The 14,874-nt window shown below is 56.0% G+C and carries 13 protein-coding genes; all 13 read right to left on the bottom strand.

Going from position 1 to position 14,874, the window contains the following annotated elements:
• Positions 1-6: 6 nt before the first annotated feature.
• The 13 genes from nuoL to LX66_RS16025 all read right to left on the bottom strand — a co-directional run bounded on the left by nuoL (position 7) and on the right by LX66_RS16025 (position 14,824).
• Positions 7-1,896, bottom strand: a complete 1,890-nt coding sequence (gene nuoL / locus LX66_RS16085; RefSeq protein ID WP_145715251.1) for an NADH-quinone oxidoreductase subunit L — start codon at positions 1,894-1,896, stop codon at positions 7-9.
• A gap of 110 nt (positions 1,897-2,006) precedes the next feature.
• The gene (gene nuoK, locus LX66_RS16080) at positions 2,007-2,318 is read right to left on the bottom strand and encodes an NADH-quinone oxidoreductase subunit NuoK (RefSeq protein WP_244620419.1); all 312 of its coding nucleotides are present in this window, start codon (positions 2,316-2,318) and stop codon (positions 2,007-2,009) included.
• On the bottom strand, positions 2,315-2,842 hold the full coding sequence (nuoJ, locus tag LX66_RS16075; protein ID WP_145715248.1) for an NADH-quinone oxidoreductase subunit J: 528 nt from the start codon (positions 2,840-2,842) through the stop codon (positions 2,315-2,317). Before nuoJ ends, nuoK begins: the two co-directional genes overlap by 4 nt.
• Positions 2,843-2,883: 41 nt before the next feature.
• Positions 2,884-3,399, bottom strand: a complete 516-nt coding sequence (gene nuoI, locus LX66_RS16070) for an NADH-quinone oxidoreductase subunit NuoI (RefSeq protein ID WP_145715246.1) — start codon at positions 3,397-3,399, stop codon at positions 2,884-2,886.
• A 102-nt stretch (positions 3,400-3,501) separates the two neighbouring features.
• A complete protein-coding gene (gene nuoH, locus LX66_RS16065) occupies positions 3,502-4,458 on the bottom strand; it encodes an NADH-quinone oxidoreductase subunit NuoH (RefSeq protein ID WP_145715244.1) in 957 nt (318 codons plus the stop codon).
• Positions 4,459-4,544: 86 nt separating this feature from the next.
• Positions 4,545-7,238 carry an NADH-quinone oxidoreductase subunit NuoG gene (gene nuoG / locus LX66_RS16060; protein ID WP_145715242.1) on the bottom strand — a complete coding sequence of 898 codons (2,694 nt, stop codon included), beginning with the start codon at positions 7,236-7,238 and terminating at the stop codon, positions 4,545-4,547.
• Entirely contained in the window at positions 7,219-8,496 is a 1,278-nt protein-coding gene (gene nuoF / locus LX66_RS16055; protein WP_145715240.1) for an NADH-quinone oxidoreductase subunit NuoF, read from the bottom strand. Before nuoF ends, nuoG begins: the two co-directional genes overlap by 20 nt.
• Positions 8,497-8,514: 18 nt before the next feature.
• Positions 8,515-8,982 carry an NADH-quinone oxidoreductase subunit NuoE gene (gene nuoE / locus LX66_RS16050; RefSeq protein ID WP_145715238.1) on the bottom strand — a complete coding sequence of 156 codons (468 nt, stop codon included), beginning with the start codon at positions 8,980-8,982 and terminating at the stop codon, positions 8,515-8,517.
• 20 nt (positions 8,983-9,002) lie between these two features.
• Complete coding sequence (gene nuoC / locus LX66_RS16045) at positions 9,003-10,748, bottom strand: NADH-quinone oxidoreductase subunit C/D (protein ID WP_145715236.1); 1,746 nt, start codon at positions 10,746-10,748, stop codon at positions 9,003-9,005.
• An 86-nt stretch (positions 10,749-10,834) separates the two neighbouring features.
• Positions 10,835-11,473, bottom strand: coding sequence for an NADH-quinone oxidoreductase subunit B (locus LX66_RS16040; RefSeq protein WP_145715235.1), 639 nt, complete (start codon positions 11,471-11,473; stop codon positions 10,835-10,837).
• A 230-nt stretch (positions 11,474-11,703) separates the two neighbouring features.
• A complete protein-coding gene (locus tag LX66_RS16035; protein ID WP_145715233.1) occupies positions 11,704-12,180 on the bottom strand; it encodes an NADH-quinone oxidoreductase subunit A in 477 nt (158 codons plus the stop codon).
• 204 nt (positions 12,181-12,384) lie between these two features.
• Entirely contained in the window at positions 12,385-12,828 is a 444-nt protein-coding gene (locus LX66_RS16030) for a CBS domain-containing protein (protein WP_145715231.1), read from the bottom strand.
• A gap of 187 nt (positions 12,829-13,015) precedes the next feature.
• Complete coding sequence (locus LX66_RS16025) at positions 13,016-14,824, bottom strand: glycoside hydrolase family 35 protein (RefSeq protein WP_145715229.1); 1,809 nt, start codon at positions 14,822-14,824, stop codon at positions 13,016-13,018.
• Between the last annotated feature and the right edge of the window lie 50 nt (positions 14,825-14,874).

Raw genomic sequence — 14,874 nt, 5'->3', positions numbered from 1 at the left:
TGTATTTTAAATATAAATTCTCCAGATCAGCACACTCAGTATCAGCACGGCGCCTATCAGCACGCCCATAATGTACCAGCGCAGGAGGCCGCTTTGCGTGCGGGCCAGCGCATCATGGCACCATTCCGTTACACGGGCCAGGGTGGTGTACACCTTGTCTACCAGGTCGCGCCGGTTCAGGCGGGCCGTACGTACAAAGGGCCGCACCAGCAGCTCGTTATACAGTTCGTCAAATGCCCAGCCCTTGTACCAGAAGCCCCGCAGCCACTGCATAAAAGGCATTTCCGCGAAACGCCGCATGCCGTCCGGCTGCTGTATCACCCATACCCAGGCAATGTAGATGCCCAGGAAAGTAAGGCCCGCCGCCAGCAGTTGCGAGGTCCATTCCAGCGCCGTAGATTCCTGCAGCATTTGCACCGCCGGCAATATGGGCTGCAGGAAGTCGCTGAACAGGGTCACGTGCCCCAGCGTATGCGGCAGCTCCACAAAACCGGCTACCGTACTAAGGAAGGCCAGTATGTAAAGCGGTATCATCATGCTGCTGCCCGGCGTATGCGGCGCGGCATGCCCCCGGTAGGAACCGTAAAATGTGAGGAACACCATGCGGAAAGTATACATAGCCGTCAGGAAGGCCCCGGCCAGGGCGATCACCCAATACGCCGTATGTCCCTTTGCAGACGACCAGGCCAGCCACACGATCTGGTCCTTGCTGTAAAAGCCGGAAGTAATGAAAGGAAGGGCCGCCAGGGAAGCAGAACCAATTAAGAATACCCGGAACACGCCGGGCAATGACTTGCGCAACCCGCCCATCTTGAACATATCCTGCTCATGATGCAGCGCCACGATCACCGCGCCCGCCCCCATGAACAGCAGCGCCTTGAAGAATGCATGCGTTACAAAATGAAAGATAGCCGCCGACCACGCACCTACGCCCAAAGCGAGGAACATATAGCCTATCTGGCTGATGGTGGAATAAGCCAGCACCCGCTTGATATCCTTTTGCACCAGCGCACTGCAGCCGGCCAGCAACAAGGTGGCCGCCCCCACCACCGCTACCGCGGTCTGCGCGGCAGGCGCCAGGTCAAACAGCACATTGGTGCGGGCTACCAGGTACACCCCGGCCGTGACCATGGTGGCGGCATGTATCAGCGCGCTCACCGGCGTGGGGCCGGCCATGGCATCCGGCAGCCAGGTTTGCAGCGGCAACTGCGCCGATTTGCCGACAGCGCCGCCCAGCAGCAGGAAAGCGATCAGCACCACGGTAGCATGACCGGTGGTCCACATGCCCGGGGCCTTTTCCAGTATGGAGGATATTTGCAGGCTGCCGGTATACTGGAACAGCATGAACAGGGCAATGGCCATCGCCGTGTCCCCTACCCTGGTTACAATGAACGCCTTGCGGGCCGCATACCCGTTGGCAGGGTCCTTATACCAGAAACCGATCAGCAGGTAGCTGCAAAGGCCCACACCTTCCCATCCCAGGTACAGCAGCAGCAGGTTATCCGCCAGCACCAGCATCAGCATGGCGCCCACGAACAGGTTCATGCAGGCAAAGAAGCGGCCGTAATCCGCATCGTCCGCCATATAGCCGGTAGAGTATACATGGATCAGGAATCCAACGAAGGTGATCACGAACACGAATGCCAGCGAGAGGGCGTCCAGCCGGAGGTCCATACCGGCGTTAAAGCTGCCCGACTGTACCCAGGTCCACAAGTGCTGCACCATGCTGTCATGACCCGATTGCAGGAACTGCCACCCCTGCGCCAGGGTGATCAGCGCAGATATGCCAATACTTCCGCAACCGATAACGGAAACGGTGGTACGACTAAACGTACGCCAGCCAAGTATGAGCAGCAGTGCTGAAAAGAATGGGAGCGCCGGTATTAAGTATAGCATGTCACGTAATTTAATGTTGAAATTTTGAGGTCAGAAGTAAGATGTAAGATGCCTGGAGCGAAGCACTTCCATCTTACTTCTTACTTCCTACCTCCTACTTCCTACATCATTCATCCTCTCATCCTGCTCGCTTCATCACTGTCCAGTGTTTTCAGTTGGTGAAAAAGCTGCAGGATCAGCGCCAGCCCTACGGACACCTCCGCGGCGGCCATGGCCAGTATGAACATGAACATCACCTGCCCGTCCGGCTGCGCCCAGTGCGAAGAAGCAACGATAAAAGCCAGTCCTGCCGCGTTCAGCATAATCTCAACGGACAGCAGCATAAAGATCAGGTTGCGGCGTATCAGTATGCTGATCAGGCCCAGCACAAAGAGGATACCGGCCAGTGTCATGCCCGCGGTGGTTGGATGTATGTTCATCATGATGCATTACTTTCAAAGAAACGGTGTAAGATCTTTTTCTTTTGCCGGCCCAGGTGATAGGCGCCCACGATGCCGGCCATCAGCAACAGCGCGCTCAGCTCCACGGCCAGTATGTACGGCCCGAACAGGCTGCGGCCCACTTCCTTGGGCGGCACTGGCGTAATACCGGTGACGGGTGTTTTGCTCTGCGCAATAAGGTATACCAGCTCTCCCAGCAATACCGCGCACAACAGCGCCGGCAGCAGCCACATGCCGGGGCGCAGCCACTCCTTTTCCTGCCGCGCCGTTTCCGGTCCAAGGTTAAGCATCATCACAAAAAAGATGATCAGCACCATAATGGCCCCGGCGTAAATGATGATCTCCAGCGCCGCCATGAACGGGGCGCCGTACAGGTAAAAGATCACCGCTACGGACAACAGCGATACGATCAGGTACAGCAGCGCATGCATGATATTGAACCGGGTGACCACCATAACGGTAGAGAACACGGCAATAGCGGCAGCGATATAAAAAGTAAGGTCCATTATTATTAATTATTCATTATTAATTATTAATTTTTAATTCATTACGGCAACAGGCTTTTAATATCTACGGGCGGCTCTTCCTGCTCGGCCTGTCCTTTGTCCTTTCCCTGGATGGCCATGCCGGCCACCCGGTAATAATTGTAGCCGGGATATTTTCCTTCGCTGTTGATCAGCAGGTCCTCCTTTTCATACACCAGGTTTTGCCGGTTGTACTCCGCCATTTCATAATCCGGCAGCAATTGTATGGCGTAGGTAGGACAAGCCTCTTCACAGAAGCCGCAGAAGATGCAGCGTGAAAAATTGATCCGGAAGAACAGCGGGTAACGCCGCCCGTCCTCCGCTTCCGTGGCCTGCAGGGAAATACAGTCCACCGGGCAGGCAGCAGCGCAGAGGTAGCAGCCTACACAACGCTCTCCTCCGTCGGGGTCGCGGGTAAGCGCGATACGCCCGCGCCAGCGCGCCGGCAAAGGCGCTTTTTGTTCCGGGTACTGGTATGTTTCCCGCTTGTGGAACATATGCAGGAACACCAGCCACATACTACGCAAGAGGCTAAACATCTTAACTACGTTTTAGAATTAATAATTAAGAATTAATAATTAATAATCGGCACATCTAGGTTCCATTGAAGCAAGCGTGTTACGAGTATTATTAATTATTAATTATTCATTGCTAATTAATTTTATCGCCGCCGTTACCATCAAATTCACCAATGATAACGGGAACAATATCTTCCAGCCGTATTCCATCAACTGGTCATAACGCGGGCGCGGCATGGAAGCCCGCAGCAGGATGAACAGCATGATGAACACGAACGTTTTCAGCACAAACCAGATCACCGGCGGCAGAAACGCAGGCCCCAGCCAGCCGCCAAAATACAGGGTGACCACCATAGCGGAGATCAGCGTAATGCCCATGTACTCGCCGATGAAGAACATGCCGAACTTCATGCCGGAATACTCGGCGTGAAAACCAGCCACCAGCTCACTTTCCGCTTCCGGTATATCAAAGGGCAGGCGGTGCGTTTCCGCAATGCCCGCTATGAAGAAGATCAGGAAACCGATGCATTGCGGCAGGATGTACCAGCCGCCCCGCTGCGCTTCCACGATCTCCCGCAGGTTAAAGGAGCCGCTCAGCACCACTACGCCCATCAGCGACAGGCCCATGAACACTTCATAACTAATCATCTGCGAAGCGCCGCGCATGGCGCCCAGCAAGGCATACTTGTTATTGGAGGCCCAGCCGCCCAGCACAATGCTGTACACGCCCATGGAGGACATGGCCAGGAAGAACAGCAGCCCCACATTAAAATCCGCCACCACTACATTGGGCGCAAATGGTATTACCGTAAAGCTCATCAGCACGCTGGCCACCACCACTGCCGGCGCAAACACAAACACCACCTTGTCTGCAAACGGCGGTATCCAGTCCTCCTTGAAGAACAGCTTGATGGTGTCCGCCAGCACTACCAGCAGGCCAAAAGGGCCGGCCCGGTTAGGGCCATAACGGTCCTGCCACAACGCCAGCATGCGGCGCTCCAGCCATATCAGGCCGGCTGCGGTATTCAGCAGTACGAACAGTACGCCGCCTATTACTAACCAGTAGTGTCCAGTATTCATAGTGTTGAATTTTGATGTAGGAAGTAAGATGTAGGAAGTAGGAAGGAAGAGTTACGCTTCAATCATCTTACTTCATACTTCTTACTTCAAATCTTCGCTATAACAGGCGTTTCTGAAATTCCTATCCCCGGCATTCCCGCCGGCACACCGGCGATGCCTTTCTGCATGGCCGGGTTCAATTTCACGGTCAGCGTATAGGGATGGCCGTCAATGGCAATTTGCAACTGGTGGTTTTCCGCCACCTGGTACCGCTGCGCATCTTCCGGGCACAGCATGATGTAGGGCGCCGGCATCCGCTCCGCCACCGCCGGCGTATGCACGCTCAGCTCATCCGACCCGAAAATATGGTACAGGGGAATGAGGAGCAGGTGCCCCGCCAGTGGCACAAAATGTTCCGGCGCGTCCATGAAGTAGCCGTGCTGCCCGTTGCTGCCCGGCTCTATCAGCCGTTTGCCCGGATCGCCGTCATGCAGCGGCCCGCCGGTTTCTACCTGGAATTTGTTGATAGACTGCACGGAGTTCCAGCCCGGCCACCAGAAAAAGGGGATCATAGAGGAAGGCGGTTCCCCGCGGTAGCCCTCCATGGTAAAGGACAAAGCGGTGTCCTCATCTTCCGGGGGCTTGGGCTCGCTGACGTTCACATCGGCCAGCATGGCGGTTCTGCCGCTGTAACGGTGCGGCTCCCGGGGTATCTTCTGCCCGGCGATGCGGAAATCCGCCGGTGGCGTCAGCCGTTCAATACCGGCAAAGGCGGGCAGGCGCTGGGCAATGGCCCGGGTAATGTCGTCGAGGTACGCCATGTGCTTCAGGCGTTCGTTGCCCGTTGCCGCAGCCAGCATCAGCAGCCAGCGCCAGCTTTCCTGTATGGCGCCCGGCGGCGTAAACACCTGGAAGAAGCGCTGCGCCCTTCCCTCGTTATTCACCAGGGTACCGTCCGACTCTGCAAAGGTGCCCCCTGGCAGCAGCACGGTAGCCATTTCCGCCGTGGCATTATACAGGTGGTCCAGCAGCACCAGTTCGCGGCAGTGCTTCAGAAAACGGTCCGCTACGGGCTTGTCCAGCCTGCGGTACAGGTCGTTCTCCAGCACGATCACCGTATCCGCCTCCCCGTTCACTACTGCATCAATAGCGGATTCGAGGCGATGGCCGCCCAGCATTTCCAGGCCCATGCTGTTGCACTCCGGCGTGGTGAGGGCCAGCATGGCCGGCTTGCCGCTGTCGTGCAAAGCGCGGCCTATATTGGCGGCAGCGCGCAGCACTCCTTCGCAGCCGCTGCCATAGCCGGCAATCACCAGCGGGCGCTCCGCCGCCATCAGCGCATCCGCGATCTGCTGCGCCAGTTGCTGTTCCTGCTCCGTGAGGTCCTTCACTTCCGGTACCGGGGCTTTCAGCAGCCGGCAAACGGCAAAGCCTATACGGGCAATATTGTCGGGCGCAGTATGATACGCGCCGGTAGCTATTTCATCCAGTTTGGTAGGCTGCACATGCAGGATAAAACAGGGACCGTGTTTGTCCTGCATCGCTTCCCGCACGGCGGCATCCTGCCAGCTCAGCACGTGCGCCGTATGCATGGCCTCCTGCGCCGGCTGCCGGCGCACTGCCTGCCTGACGGACAGCGCCAGCATGGGCGCGGTATTCAGCAGGTCTTCGCCCAGTATCAGCACGGCATCTGCAGCGGCGGCCTCCTGCATGGAAGGCGTGCGCACAGGGCCCTGCCGCAATATTTTCAGGGCCAGCGATACCAGGTCATGCTCCGTATCGGATACGCCCAGGTAGAAATGGTCCGGCCCTACCAGTTGCTGCAGCACGAAATTGGATTCCAGGGAAGCCCGCGGGGACCCGATCCCGATCGTGCGGCCGGGCTTGCATTTGTCCTGCAGGTATTGCAGGGCGGTGTTGGTGTCGATCGCCGTATCTGTCAGCCCGCGGATAGCCACCTCTTTGATCCTGCGGGGACTGTTCACAAACTCGTAGCCGTAGCGGCCCCGGTCGCAGAGGAAATAACCGTTCACCGCCCCGTTGTAGCGGGTGGTGATCTGGCGCAGGGAGCCATAGCGCTCGCCGGCAATGATGTTGCAGCCCAGGCCGCAGCCCTGGCATACGGAAGGCGCATAGGTCATATCCCATTTGCGGGTATAGTGGTGCTGCAGGGTCTTGTCTGTAAACACGCCGGTGGGGCACACTTCAGCCAGGTTGCCGCTAAACTCGCTCTCCAGCACGCCGTCCTGGTGCCGGCCAAAATACACGTGGTTATGCGCGGCAAATACATCCATATCCTTACCGCCGGCAAAGTCCTTGTAAAAGCGCACGCAGCGGTAGCACTGGATGCAGCGGTTCATTTCATGGTTCAGGAAAGGGCCCAGGTACTGGTTCTTGTAGGTACGTTTGGTGAAATGATAGTTCCGGTAGCTGTGGCCGGTCATTACTGTCATATCCTGCAGGTGGCAGGAACCGCCTTCATCGCATACCGCGCAATCGTGGGGGTGGTTGGTCATCAGCCAGCCGATCACCTGCTCGCGGAAAGCCGCAGCCTCTTTATCGCTGATGGATATACGCAACTGGTCCTTTACCGGCTCCATGCAGGACATGATCAGCTTCCCTTTGGTATCCTGCCCGTCTTTAAAGCTTTTTACGGCGCATTGCCGGCAGGCGCCCACGGATCCCAGGGCCGGGTGCCAACAAAAATAAGGCAGGTCCAGGCCCAGCGACAGGCAGGTTTCCAGCAGGTTCCTGCCTTCCTTTACTTCGTATGATTTGCCGTCAATATGTATGGTTGCCATAAGGACATCTTTTTTCGTGAACATGTTGCTCAAAATCTTCCCTGAAATATTTAAGCGCGCTTTGCAGCGGCTCCATAGCCCCCGGCGCCAGCGCGCAGAAGGTATTGCCCGGTCCCAGGAGGCGGGTGTGCAGGTCCAGTTGCTCCAGGTCCGCTGCTGTTCCCTGCCCCTGCTCCAGGGCATATAATATCTTTTCGGTCCAGGGCAGCCCTTCGCGGCAGGGCGTACAGAACCCGCAGGACTCCTGCGCAAAGAAATGCTCCAGGTTATGCACGAAGCCCACCGGGCAGGTATGGTCGTCCAGCACTACCATGGTGCCGGTGCCCAGGCGGCTGCCGGCAGCCGCCACGGCGGTAAAGTCCATCGGCGTATCCAGGTGCGCATCCGTAAGAAAATCCGTGGAAGCGCCGCCCGGCAGGGCGCCCCTGAACCGGTAGCCGTGCTGCATACCGCCGGCATATTCCTCCAGCAGCTCCCGCATGGTAACGCCCATCGGCAATTCCCAGGCGCCGGGCTTGTTCACCCGTCCGCTGACGCCGTATATTTTCGTACCCCCGTCGCCGGTACGGCTCAGTCCCTGGAACCAGGCCACGCCTTTGCTCACAATATGCGGGATGTACGATAGGGTCTCTACATTATTGACGATGGTAGGCCGGCCAAACAAACCGCTGATCTGCGGAAATGGGGGCTTGGCGCGCGGTACCGCCCGCCTTCCTTCCAGTGAGTTGAGCAGCGCGGTTTCCTCCCCGCACATGTAGCGGCCTACACCGGTGTGCAGGTGCATTTCCAGGTCAAAGCCGCTACCCAGTATATTACGGCCCAGGTAGCCGGCAGCATAGGCTTCGCTGATGGCCCGGCGTATTTCCCGCGCCGCTTCTTTATACGCCCAGCGCAGGAATACAAAGGAGATGCCGGCCTGGATGGCGTAGGCACTGATGATCATGCCTTCTATCAACTGGTGGGGATTGCCTTCCAGCAGCCAGCGGTCCTTAAAGGTGCCGGGCTCCATTTCATCGGCATTGGCCACCAGGTATTTGGGGCCTTCCATATCCATGGGCACAAAGCTCCATTTCATACCGGTGCTGAAACCCGCACCGCCCCTGCCGCGCAGGTTCGACTCTTTTACCAGCGCCGTTACCTCCTGCGGGGTCATTTGCTGCAAGACCTTGCGCAGCGCCTGGTAGCCACCGGCGGCTTCGTATCCCTTAATGTCCAGGGAAACACCGGGTTGAATGGCGGATGTTAATGGAGCCTCCATATGTATGAAGTTTGAAGTTCATTCATACTTGTTAAGAATACCCTGCAGCATTTCCACTTTCAGGTCCCTGTACAGGTCATTGTCTATCATCAGTGCCGGGGCATGATCGCAGGTGCCCAGGCAGGGATTGGGCAGCAGCGTAAAACGGCCGTCTGCCGTAGTTTGCCCGTACTTTTTTATGGCCAGCAGTTCCAGCAGCGTGTGACGAATGTCCTCATACCCCATCACCCAGCAACTGATGCTGTCACAAAGCAGGATCACATGCCTGCCGACGGGCTGCCGGAAAATGAGGTTGTAAAACGTGGCCACACTGTCCACCTCGTCCGCGCTCATGCCCAGCAGGGCGGCAATATCTTCCACGTTCTCGTCGGACACCCAGCGCCGCTGCTCCTGCACGATCTTCAACGCCTCTATGACCGCGGCTTTCCGCACCGGCACCTGCTGCACCTCGTGCTCGATCTTTGTTATTTCTGTTTGCGTCAACATATGATCATTCAATAATTAATTCATCGGTCTATATCCGCCAGCACAAAATCCATGGCGCCCAGTATGGACAGCAGGTCCGCTACGGTGTAGCTGCGGCTGATGTAGGGCACCATCTGCATATGCGGAAACGAGGGCGTACGCACCCTTACCCGGTAAGGGGAAGTGTTGCCGTCGCTCACCAGGTAATAACCGTTCCAGCCTTTGGTAGCCTCTATGCAGCTCATAGCCTCGCCGGCGGGGATCACCGGTCCCCAGCTTACGTTCAGGAAATGGTGGATCAGCGTTTCAATATCATGCATGGTATGCTGCTTTACCGGCGGGGTGGCCAGCGGGTGGTGCGATTTGAAATCGCCGGCGGGCATGTACTCCAGGCATTGCTCTATGATGCGCAGGCTCTGCCGCATTTCCGCCACGCGTACCATGGCCCGGTCATAGCAGTCGCCATTGGCGGCGGTAGGCACTTCAAAAGCAAAGTTCTCATAGCCGCTGTAGGGGCGCATCTTCCGCATATCCCATTCCAGGCCACAGGCGCGCAGTCCCGGACCGGTCACGCCCCAATCGATGGCTTCTTCCAGGGTGTAAATACCGATGCCTAAGGTACGCGCCTTGAACAGGGCGTTCTGCATCACCATTTTATCGTACTCCCGCAGCTTGCGGGGGAAGTAGCTGATAAAGTCGCGCACCAGCTTGTCCCAGCCATTGGGCAGGTCCTGGGCCACGCCGCCTATGCGGAACCAGTTGGGATGCATGCGGCCGCCGCAGATGGCTTCGATGATCTCGAACACCCGCTCGCGGTCGGTGAACATATAGAACACCGGCGATAGCTGCCCCACATCCTGCGCAAAGGTGCCGTACCATACCAGGTGGCTGGCAATGCGGAACAGCTCGCAAAGCATTACGCGGATCACCTGCGCCCGCAGCGGCACTTCAATACCGGCCAGTTTTTCCACGGACAGCAGGTAGGCCAGGTTGTTCATTACCCCGCCCAGGTAATCGATACGGTCCGTATAGGGAATGTAGGTATGCCAGGACTGGCGCTCGCCCATCTTCTCCGCCCCCCGGTGATGGAAGCCGATGTCCGGCACAGCGTCCACGATATCCTCGCCGTCCAGTTGCAGTATAATGCGCAACACCCCGTGGGTACCGGGGTGCTGCGGTCCTATATTGAGGAACATGAAATCGGCGTCGTCGCTGTGCCTTTTCAGTCCCCACTCTTCCGGCCGGAATTGCAAGGCGCTTTGCTCCCGGTCCACTTTTTCGTCAAACAGCTTGAAAGGGCCCATTTCCGTGGCGCGGGCGGGATGCTCCTTGCGCAGGGGATGGCCTTCCCAGGTGGTGGGCATCAGGATGCGCCGCAGGAAGGGATGCCCCTCGAAACGGATGCCGAACATATCATATACCTCCCGCTCATACCAGTTGGCGCAGGGCCATATATGCGTAATGCTGGGCATGGAAGGATACTCGCCCCGCAGGCCGGCTTTCAGGCGCAGGAACGCATTGCGCTCAAAGGAAAAAAGATGGTATACAACGGTAAAATCAAAGGGAGCATGGCCGTTCTGGGCTCTTTTATACGCACGCTCATCAATGGCCGTCAGGTCATAGAGCATGCGGTAGGGCATGGATATATCGGATTTCAAATACTGCAGTATCGTTACGATCCTTTCTGCCGGCGCCCACACCGTGGGCATTCCATCCCGGGGCGTCTCTTCTTTAAGGACGCCCTCTCCAAACCGGGAGCCAAGTTCTGCTGTGATAGATCCCTCCATATGTATGAAGTTTGAAGTATGAAGTATGAACCAGGATGATGGAAGCGAAACATTTTCTTCCTGCTTCTTACTTCAATAGTAACGGCCTATATTTCGTCGGGTGTTTTAAACTGTGTCATTTGCTGGCGCTGGTCGCGCAATACGTCCTTCATGGATATCTTCTCCGGCTTTATCACGCCCTGGTCGCCGATGGTCCAGCTCAGGGGGCGTATTTCCTTACCCACGGCGTCGCGCAGCATGACCAGGCCCTGCATGAAGGCGTCCGGCCGGGGCGGGCAGCCGGGCACATACACATCCACGGGGAGGAATTTGTCCACGCCCTGCACCACGCTGTAGATGTCGTACATACCGCCGGAGTTGGCACAGGAGCCCATGGATATGACCCAGCGCGGCTCCATCATCTGCTCATAGAGCCGCTTGATGATGGGCGCCATTTTAATGAATACGGTCCCGGCTATGATCATTACGTCCGCTTCGCGGGGTGTGCCACGTATCACTTCCGCGCCAAAACGCGCGACGTCATACTTGGGCGTCATAGACGTAGCCATCTCCACAAAACAGCAGGAAAGGCCGAAGTGAAAGGGCCACATGGAGTTTTTCCGGCCCCAGGCCAGCAGGCGCTCCACGGAGCTTAAAATCAGGCTTTGCTGCATTGCCTCTTCCATGGAAGCAGTACCGGCTACCTTGCCGGTATGATCATGGGCTTTGCTTAACCACCAGTCCATAATAATTACAGGTTACGATAAATGAACAGTGCCATTACGGGCTGTATGCCGCAATTTGTTACTGTGCCTGGCTGTAGAAGATGTTACCAGTCCGTTGTTTGTTTCAAGATCCATTCTGGCGTAAAGAGAAAGTAAATGCCAGTCTGTTTGCGTAGATCCGTGGAATCAGGAATTATACCGTTCGCTAATGCTGATAGTCCTGTATTGCTATAATTGTATCAAGTGTATGCTTATTTTGCCGGCTGCGGTTCAGGCAGCTTCATGATCCGGTCAGTATCCGTTTGCCTGTCTTTGCGCAGCTTCCTGTAGGCGCGCAATATCTTTTTACCGTCAGGGCCAAAGTCCAGCGCGCCGTTGCGCCATTCATATATTAACACGACCAGGAGTATGAAGATAAATATGCCGACGCCGATGTAACCAGCCCATCCCAGCTCTTCAAAGGCAATGGCCCAGGAGATAATGAATACGGTTTCAATATCAAATATCACAAACAACATGGCGATCAGGTAGAATTGGGAGGGGAAACGCAGGCGTGCGGAGCCGGTGGAGAGGATGCCGGATTCATAGGCTTCACCGGTAGCGCGGTCTTTATGCCGCTGCCCCAGTACATAGGAAAGGCCCAGTATGGTACCTACCAGTACCAGTACAATGGCCCCGAATACAATAAAAGGCCACAAGGGAGCCGTTTCAATAACTGAACCTTGCAAGATATATCGCCCTCCAAGCGATCTTTAAAAGTCAGTCCGTTAATCTGTCAAAAAGCATATCTGCTGAGCACCTGATCAGTTCCTGTCGCCTATTCATAAACCCTCATCAACGCTGTTGGCAGGCGAAAGATATCCTACGGTGTCGGATATATGTGTTATGAATTTACTAAAAATTATTCAAAACATCAATACCCGTTTTTTTATTCAGGTGTGGGTACCGTTTATATAACACTCCAGGTTGTTGATAATATAACGCTGTTCGTCGATAATAAATTTTACCACGTCGCCGATGGAGATCATACCTACCAGCCTTTGCTGGTCGTCTGTTACCGGCAGGTGACGGATGCGTTTATCTGTCATTTTCACCATACAATCTTCTATCGAATCATTTTCTGTAACCGTAATGGGACGTTCCGTCATGATCTCGCGGATCAGTGTTTCCTTGGAAGCCCTGCCCTTGAGGATCACTCTCCTGGCGTAGTCGCGTTCAGAAAAAACACCCAGGAATTTGTCCTGGTTATCTACCACTACCAACGCGCCTACATTCTTATCTACCAATACTTTAAGTGCTTCAAACACGGTGTCGTCCGGATGAATGGAGTAAACTGCATGACCCTTGGCCTGCAGGATATTGCGTACTGTTCCCATAACGAGGCCTTTTAAAATGAAGAAAAGAGATCAAATAAATGAAAAACCAGTTATTGTAAGTTAAGGGATTTGGGCGGAAAAAGCAAGCAATAAAAAAAAGCCCTTAACCATACTCATCCTCTTCCTGCCGTGCTGCCGGCTGGCTGCAGCGCGGGCAACAGGCCCCCCCACGCTGCAATTCCCTCCCCTACTCCAACTCCTCCGCTCCGCGCACCCTTGCCGCACCTGTCAAATGCAGATCAAACACCACGATCTCATTCTCCCCCTTCTTCAGCCAGGACGCCGGGCAATACAGGCGCTGCTGCGGCCCTATCTCCCAGTAACGGCCCAGGTTATGCCCGTTTACCCATAATACGCCCTTTTTCAGCCCGGAAACATCAATATAGGTATCGCCGGTGCGGGACAAGCGGAACGTGCCTTTAAAGAACTGTCCCGGCCGGCTGGTATCCACCTGGCCGGCGCTGAGCTGCTGCACATATGCATCCTTCATGGGTAAGCCAAACACTTCCCAGTTCATCAGGGTCATGCCGTTGAGCGTTACCCGGTCGGTGATGCCCTTGCGGTCTATCAGTTCCTGGGCAAAGTTGATGCGGCCCATGCCCTCCACCAGTATTTCCAGCACGGGGTCCTTAACGCCGGTTGCCGGCAGCTCAATGGTGTTTTCTCCCAGCCGGCGGTCCATCTTGCCTACATACTGCCCGTTGAGGAACACCGTGGCATAGTCATGCAGCTCCGTTACCTGCAGTTTGCCGCTCTTGTGCCCGATCAGCGTGGTGCGGTACAGCATAAAGCCGTAATCCTGCCCGTAAGCTTCAAAGGGTTCAGGCTGTACGGAAGGTACGGCCTCCGGCAGGTGCGCCCATACGCTGGTAAACGGCTGCAGGGCAACATCCGGGAAGGCGAGCGTGGGAACAGGCGCCGGTATCTCCGGCAGGGGCTGCCCTTTGCGGTAGGACGCAATGAGCTTGCGCAACTCATGATACTTGGCAGTTGCCCTGCCCTGCTCGTTGATCGGTGCATCGTAATCGTAGCTGGTGAGGTCCGGCTCATAGCCTTTGCCGCCGGAATTGGCGCCGGCAGTAAACCCGAAATTGGTGCCGCCATGTATCACGTACAGGTTGAAGGAACGTTTGTGGTCCATTAGGTATTTCACCTCTTTCAGGATGCCGGCCGGATCGGGGCGCGCCCATTTTTCTCCCCAGTGGGTGAGCCAGCCGGGATAAGATTCACTGCTGAATGCAGGGACATCCGGGTTTTGTTTGGCAGCAGCGGCAAAAGCGCCGTCAGATCCGCCGGAGTCCAGGCCAATGGCGGCGCCGGGCACGGTACCGGCCTCCAGCATAAAAGCGGTAGGACCATCGGCGGTGTAAAAAGGCACGTCAATACCGTTCTCTACCCACAGCTCCTGCAGGCGGTAGAGGTACTGTTTGTCATTGCCATAGCTGCCATATTCATTCTCTATCTGCACCATCAAAATGGGGCCGCCATTGGATACCAGCAGGGGCTTTACCACTGCAGCCAGCGTTTTCACATAGCGTTCCACAGCGGTCATATAGCGCGGGTCCATGCAGCGCACTTTTATACCGGGTGTACGCAGCAGGTAAGGCGGCAGCCCGCCAAACTCCCACTCGGCGCATACATAGGGCCCGGGGCGCAACAGCACCCACATGCCTTCTTCCTGCGCCAGCCGGATAAATTCCGTAATGTTATGATTGCCCGTAGTAAAGTCAAAATGTCCCGGCTCCTGCTCATGGTAGTTCCAGAACACATAAGCGGCAATGGTATTACAGCCCATGGCCTTCGCCATTTGTATGCGGTGTTTCCAGTATTCGCGCGGAATACGGGCAGGGTGCATCTCCCCGCTGATAAGCTGGAAGGGTTTGCCATCCAGCAGGAAAGCTGATTTTGAAAGCGTAAAGGTGTGTTTGCTTTGCGCATATGCGCCTTGTCCCATTCCGCAGGCCAGCAATAAGCAGCCCAGTAAAAATCTTTTCATTGTTCCCGGATAATTATAAAAACAACAGCGCGCCACTGTTCATACCGTGG

The sequence above is a fragment of the Chitinophaga japonensis genome, from assembly GCF_007830125.1.
Taxonomy (GTDB): domain Bacteria; phylum Bacteroidota; class Bacteroidia; order Chitinophagales; family Chitinophagaceae; genus Chitinophaga; species Chitinophaga japonensis.
The sequence above is the reverse complement of the archived record's forward strand: the minus strand, read 5'-3'. Positions and strand labels throughout refer to the sequence as shown.

What these genes read in the sequence shown, in the direction of transcription:
- nuoC (WP_145715236.1), bottom strand. Translation starts at nt 10,748, where the DNA reads ATGGAGGGATCTATCACAGCAGAACTTGGCTCCCGGTTTGGAGAGGGC.
- nuoL (WP_145715251.1), bottom strand. Translation starts at nt 1,896, where the DNA reads ATGCTATACTTAATACCGGCGCTCCCATTCTTTTCAGCACTGCTGCTC.
- LX66_RS16030 (WP_145715231.1), bottom strand. Translation starts at nt 12,828, where the DNA reads ATGGGAACAGTACGCAATATCCTGCAGGCCAAGGGTCATGCAGTTTAC.
- nuoJ (WP_145715248.1), bottom strand. Translation starts at nt 2,842, where the DNA reads ATGGACCTTACTTTTTATATCGCTGCCGCTATTGCCGTGTTCTCTACC.
- nuoG (WP_145715242.1), bottom strand. Translation starts at nt 7,238, where the DNA reads ATGGCAACCATACATATTGACGGCAAATCATACGAAGTAAAGGAAGGC.
- nuoH (WP_145715244.1), bottom strand. Translation starts at nt 4,458, where the DNA reads ATGAATACTGGACACTACTGGTTAGTAATAGGCGGCGTACTGTTCGTA.
- LX66_RS16025 (WP_145715229.1), bottom strand. Translation starts at nt 14,824, where the DNA reads ATGAAAAGATTTTTACTGGGCTGCTTATTGCTGGCCTGCGGAATGGGA.
- nuoI (WP_145715246.1), bottom strand. Translation starts at nt 3,399, where the DNA reads ATGTTTAGCCTCTTGCGTAGTATGTGGCTGGTGTTCCTGCATATGTTC.
- nuoF (WP_145715240.1), bottom strand. Translation starts at nt 8,496, where the DNA reads ATGGAGGCTCCATTAACATCCGCCATTCAACCCGGTGTTTCCCTGGAC.
- LX66_RS16040 (WP_145715235.1), bottom strand. Translation starts at nt 11,473, where the DNA reads ATGGACTGGTGGTTAAGCAAAGCCCATGATCATACCGGCAAGGTAGCC.
- nuoK (WP_244620419.1), bottom strand. Translation starts at nt 2,318, where the DNA reads ATGATGAACATACATCCAACCACCGCGGGCATGACACTGGCCGGTATC.
- nuoE (WP_145715238.1), bottom strand. Translation starts at nt 8,982, where the DNA reads ATGTTGACGCAAACAGAAATAACAAAGATCGAGCACGAGGTGCAGCAG.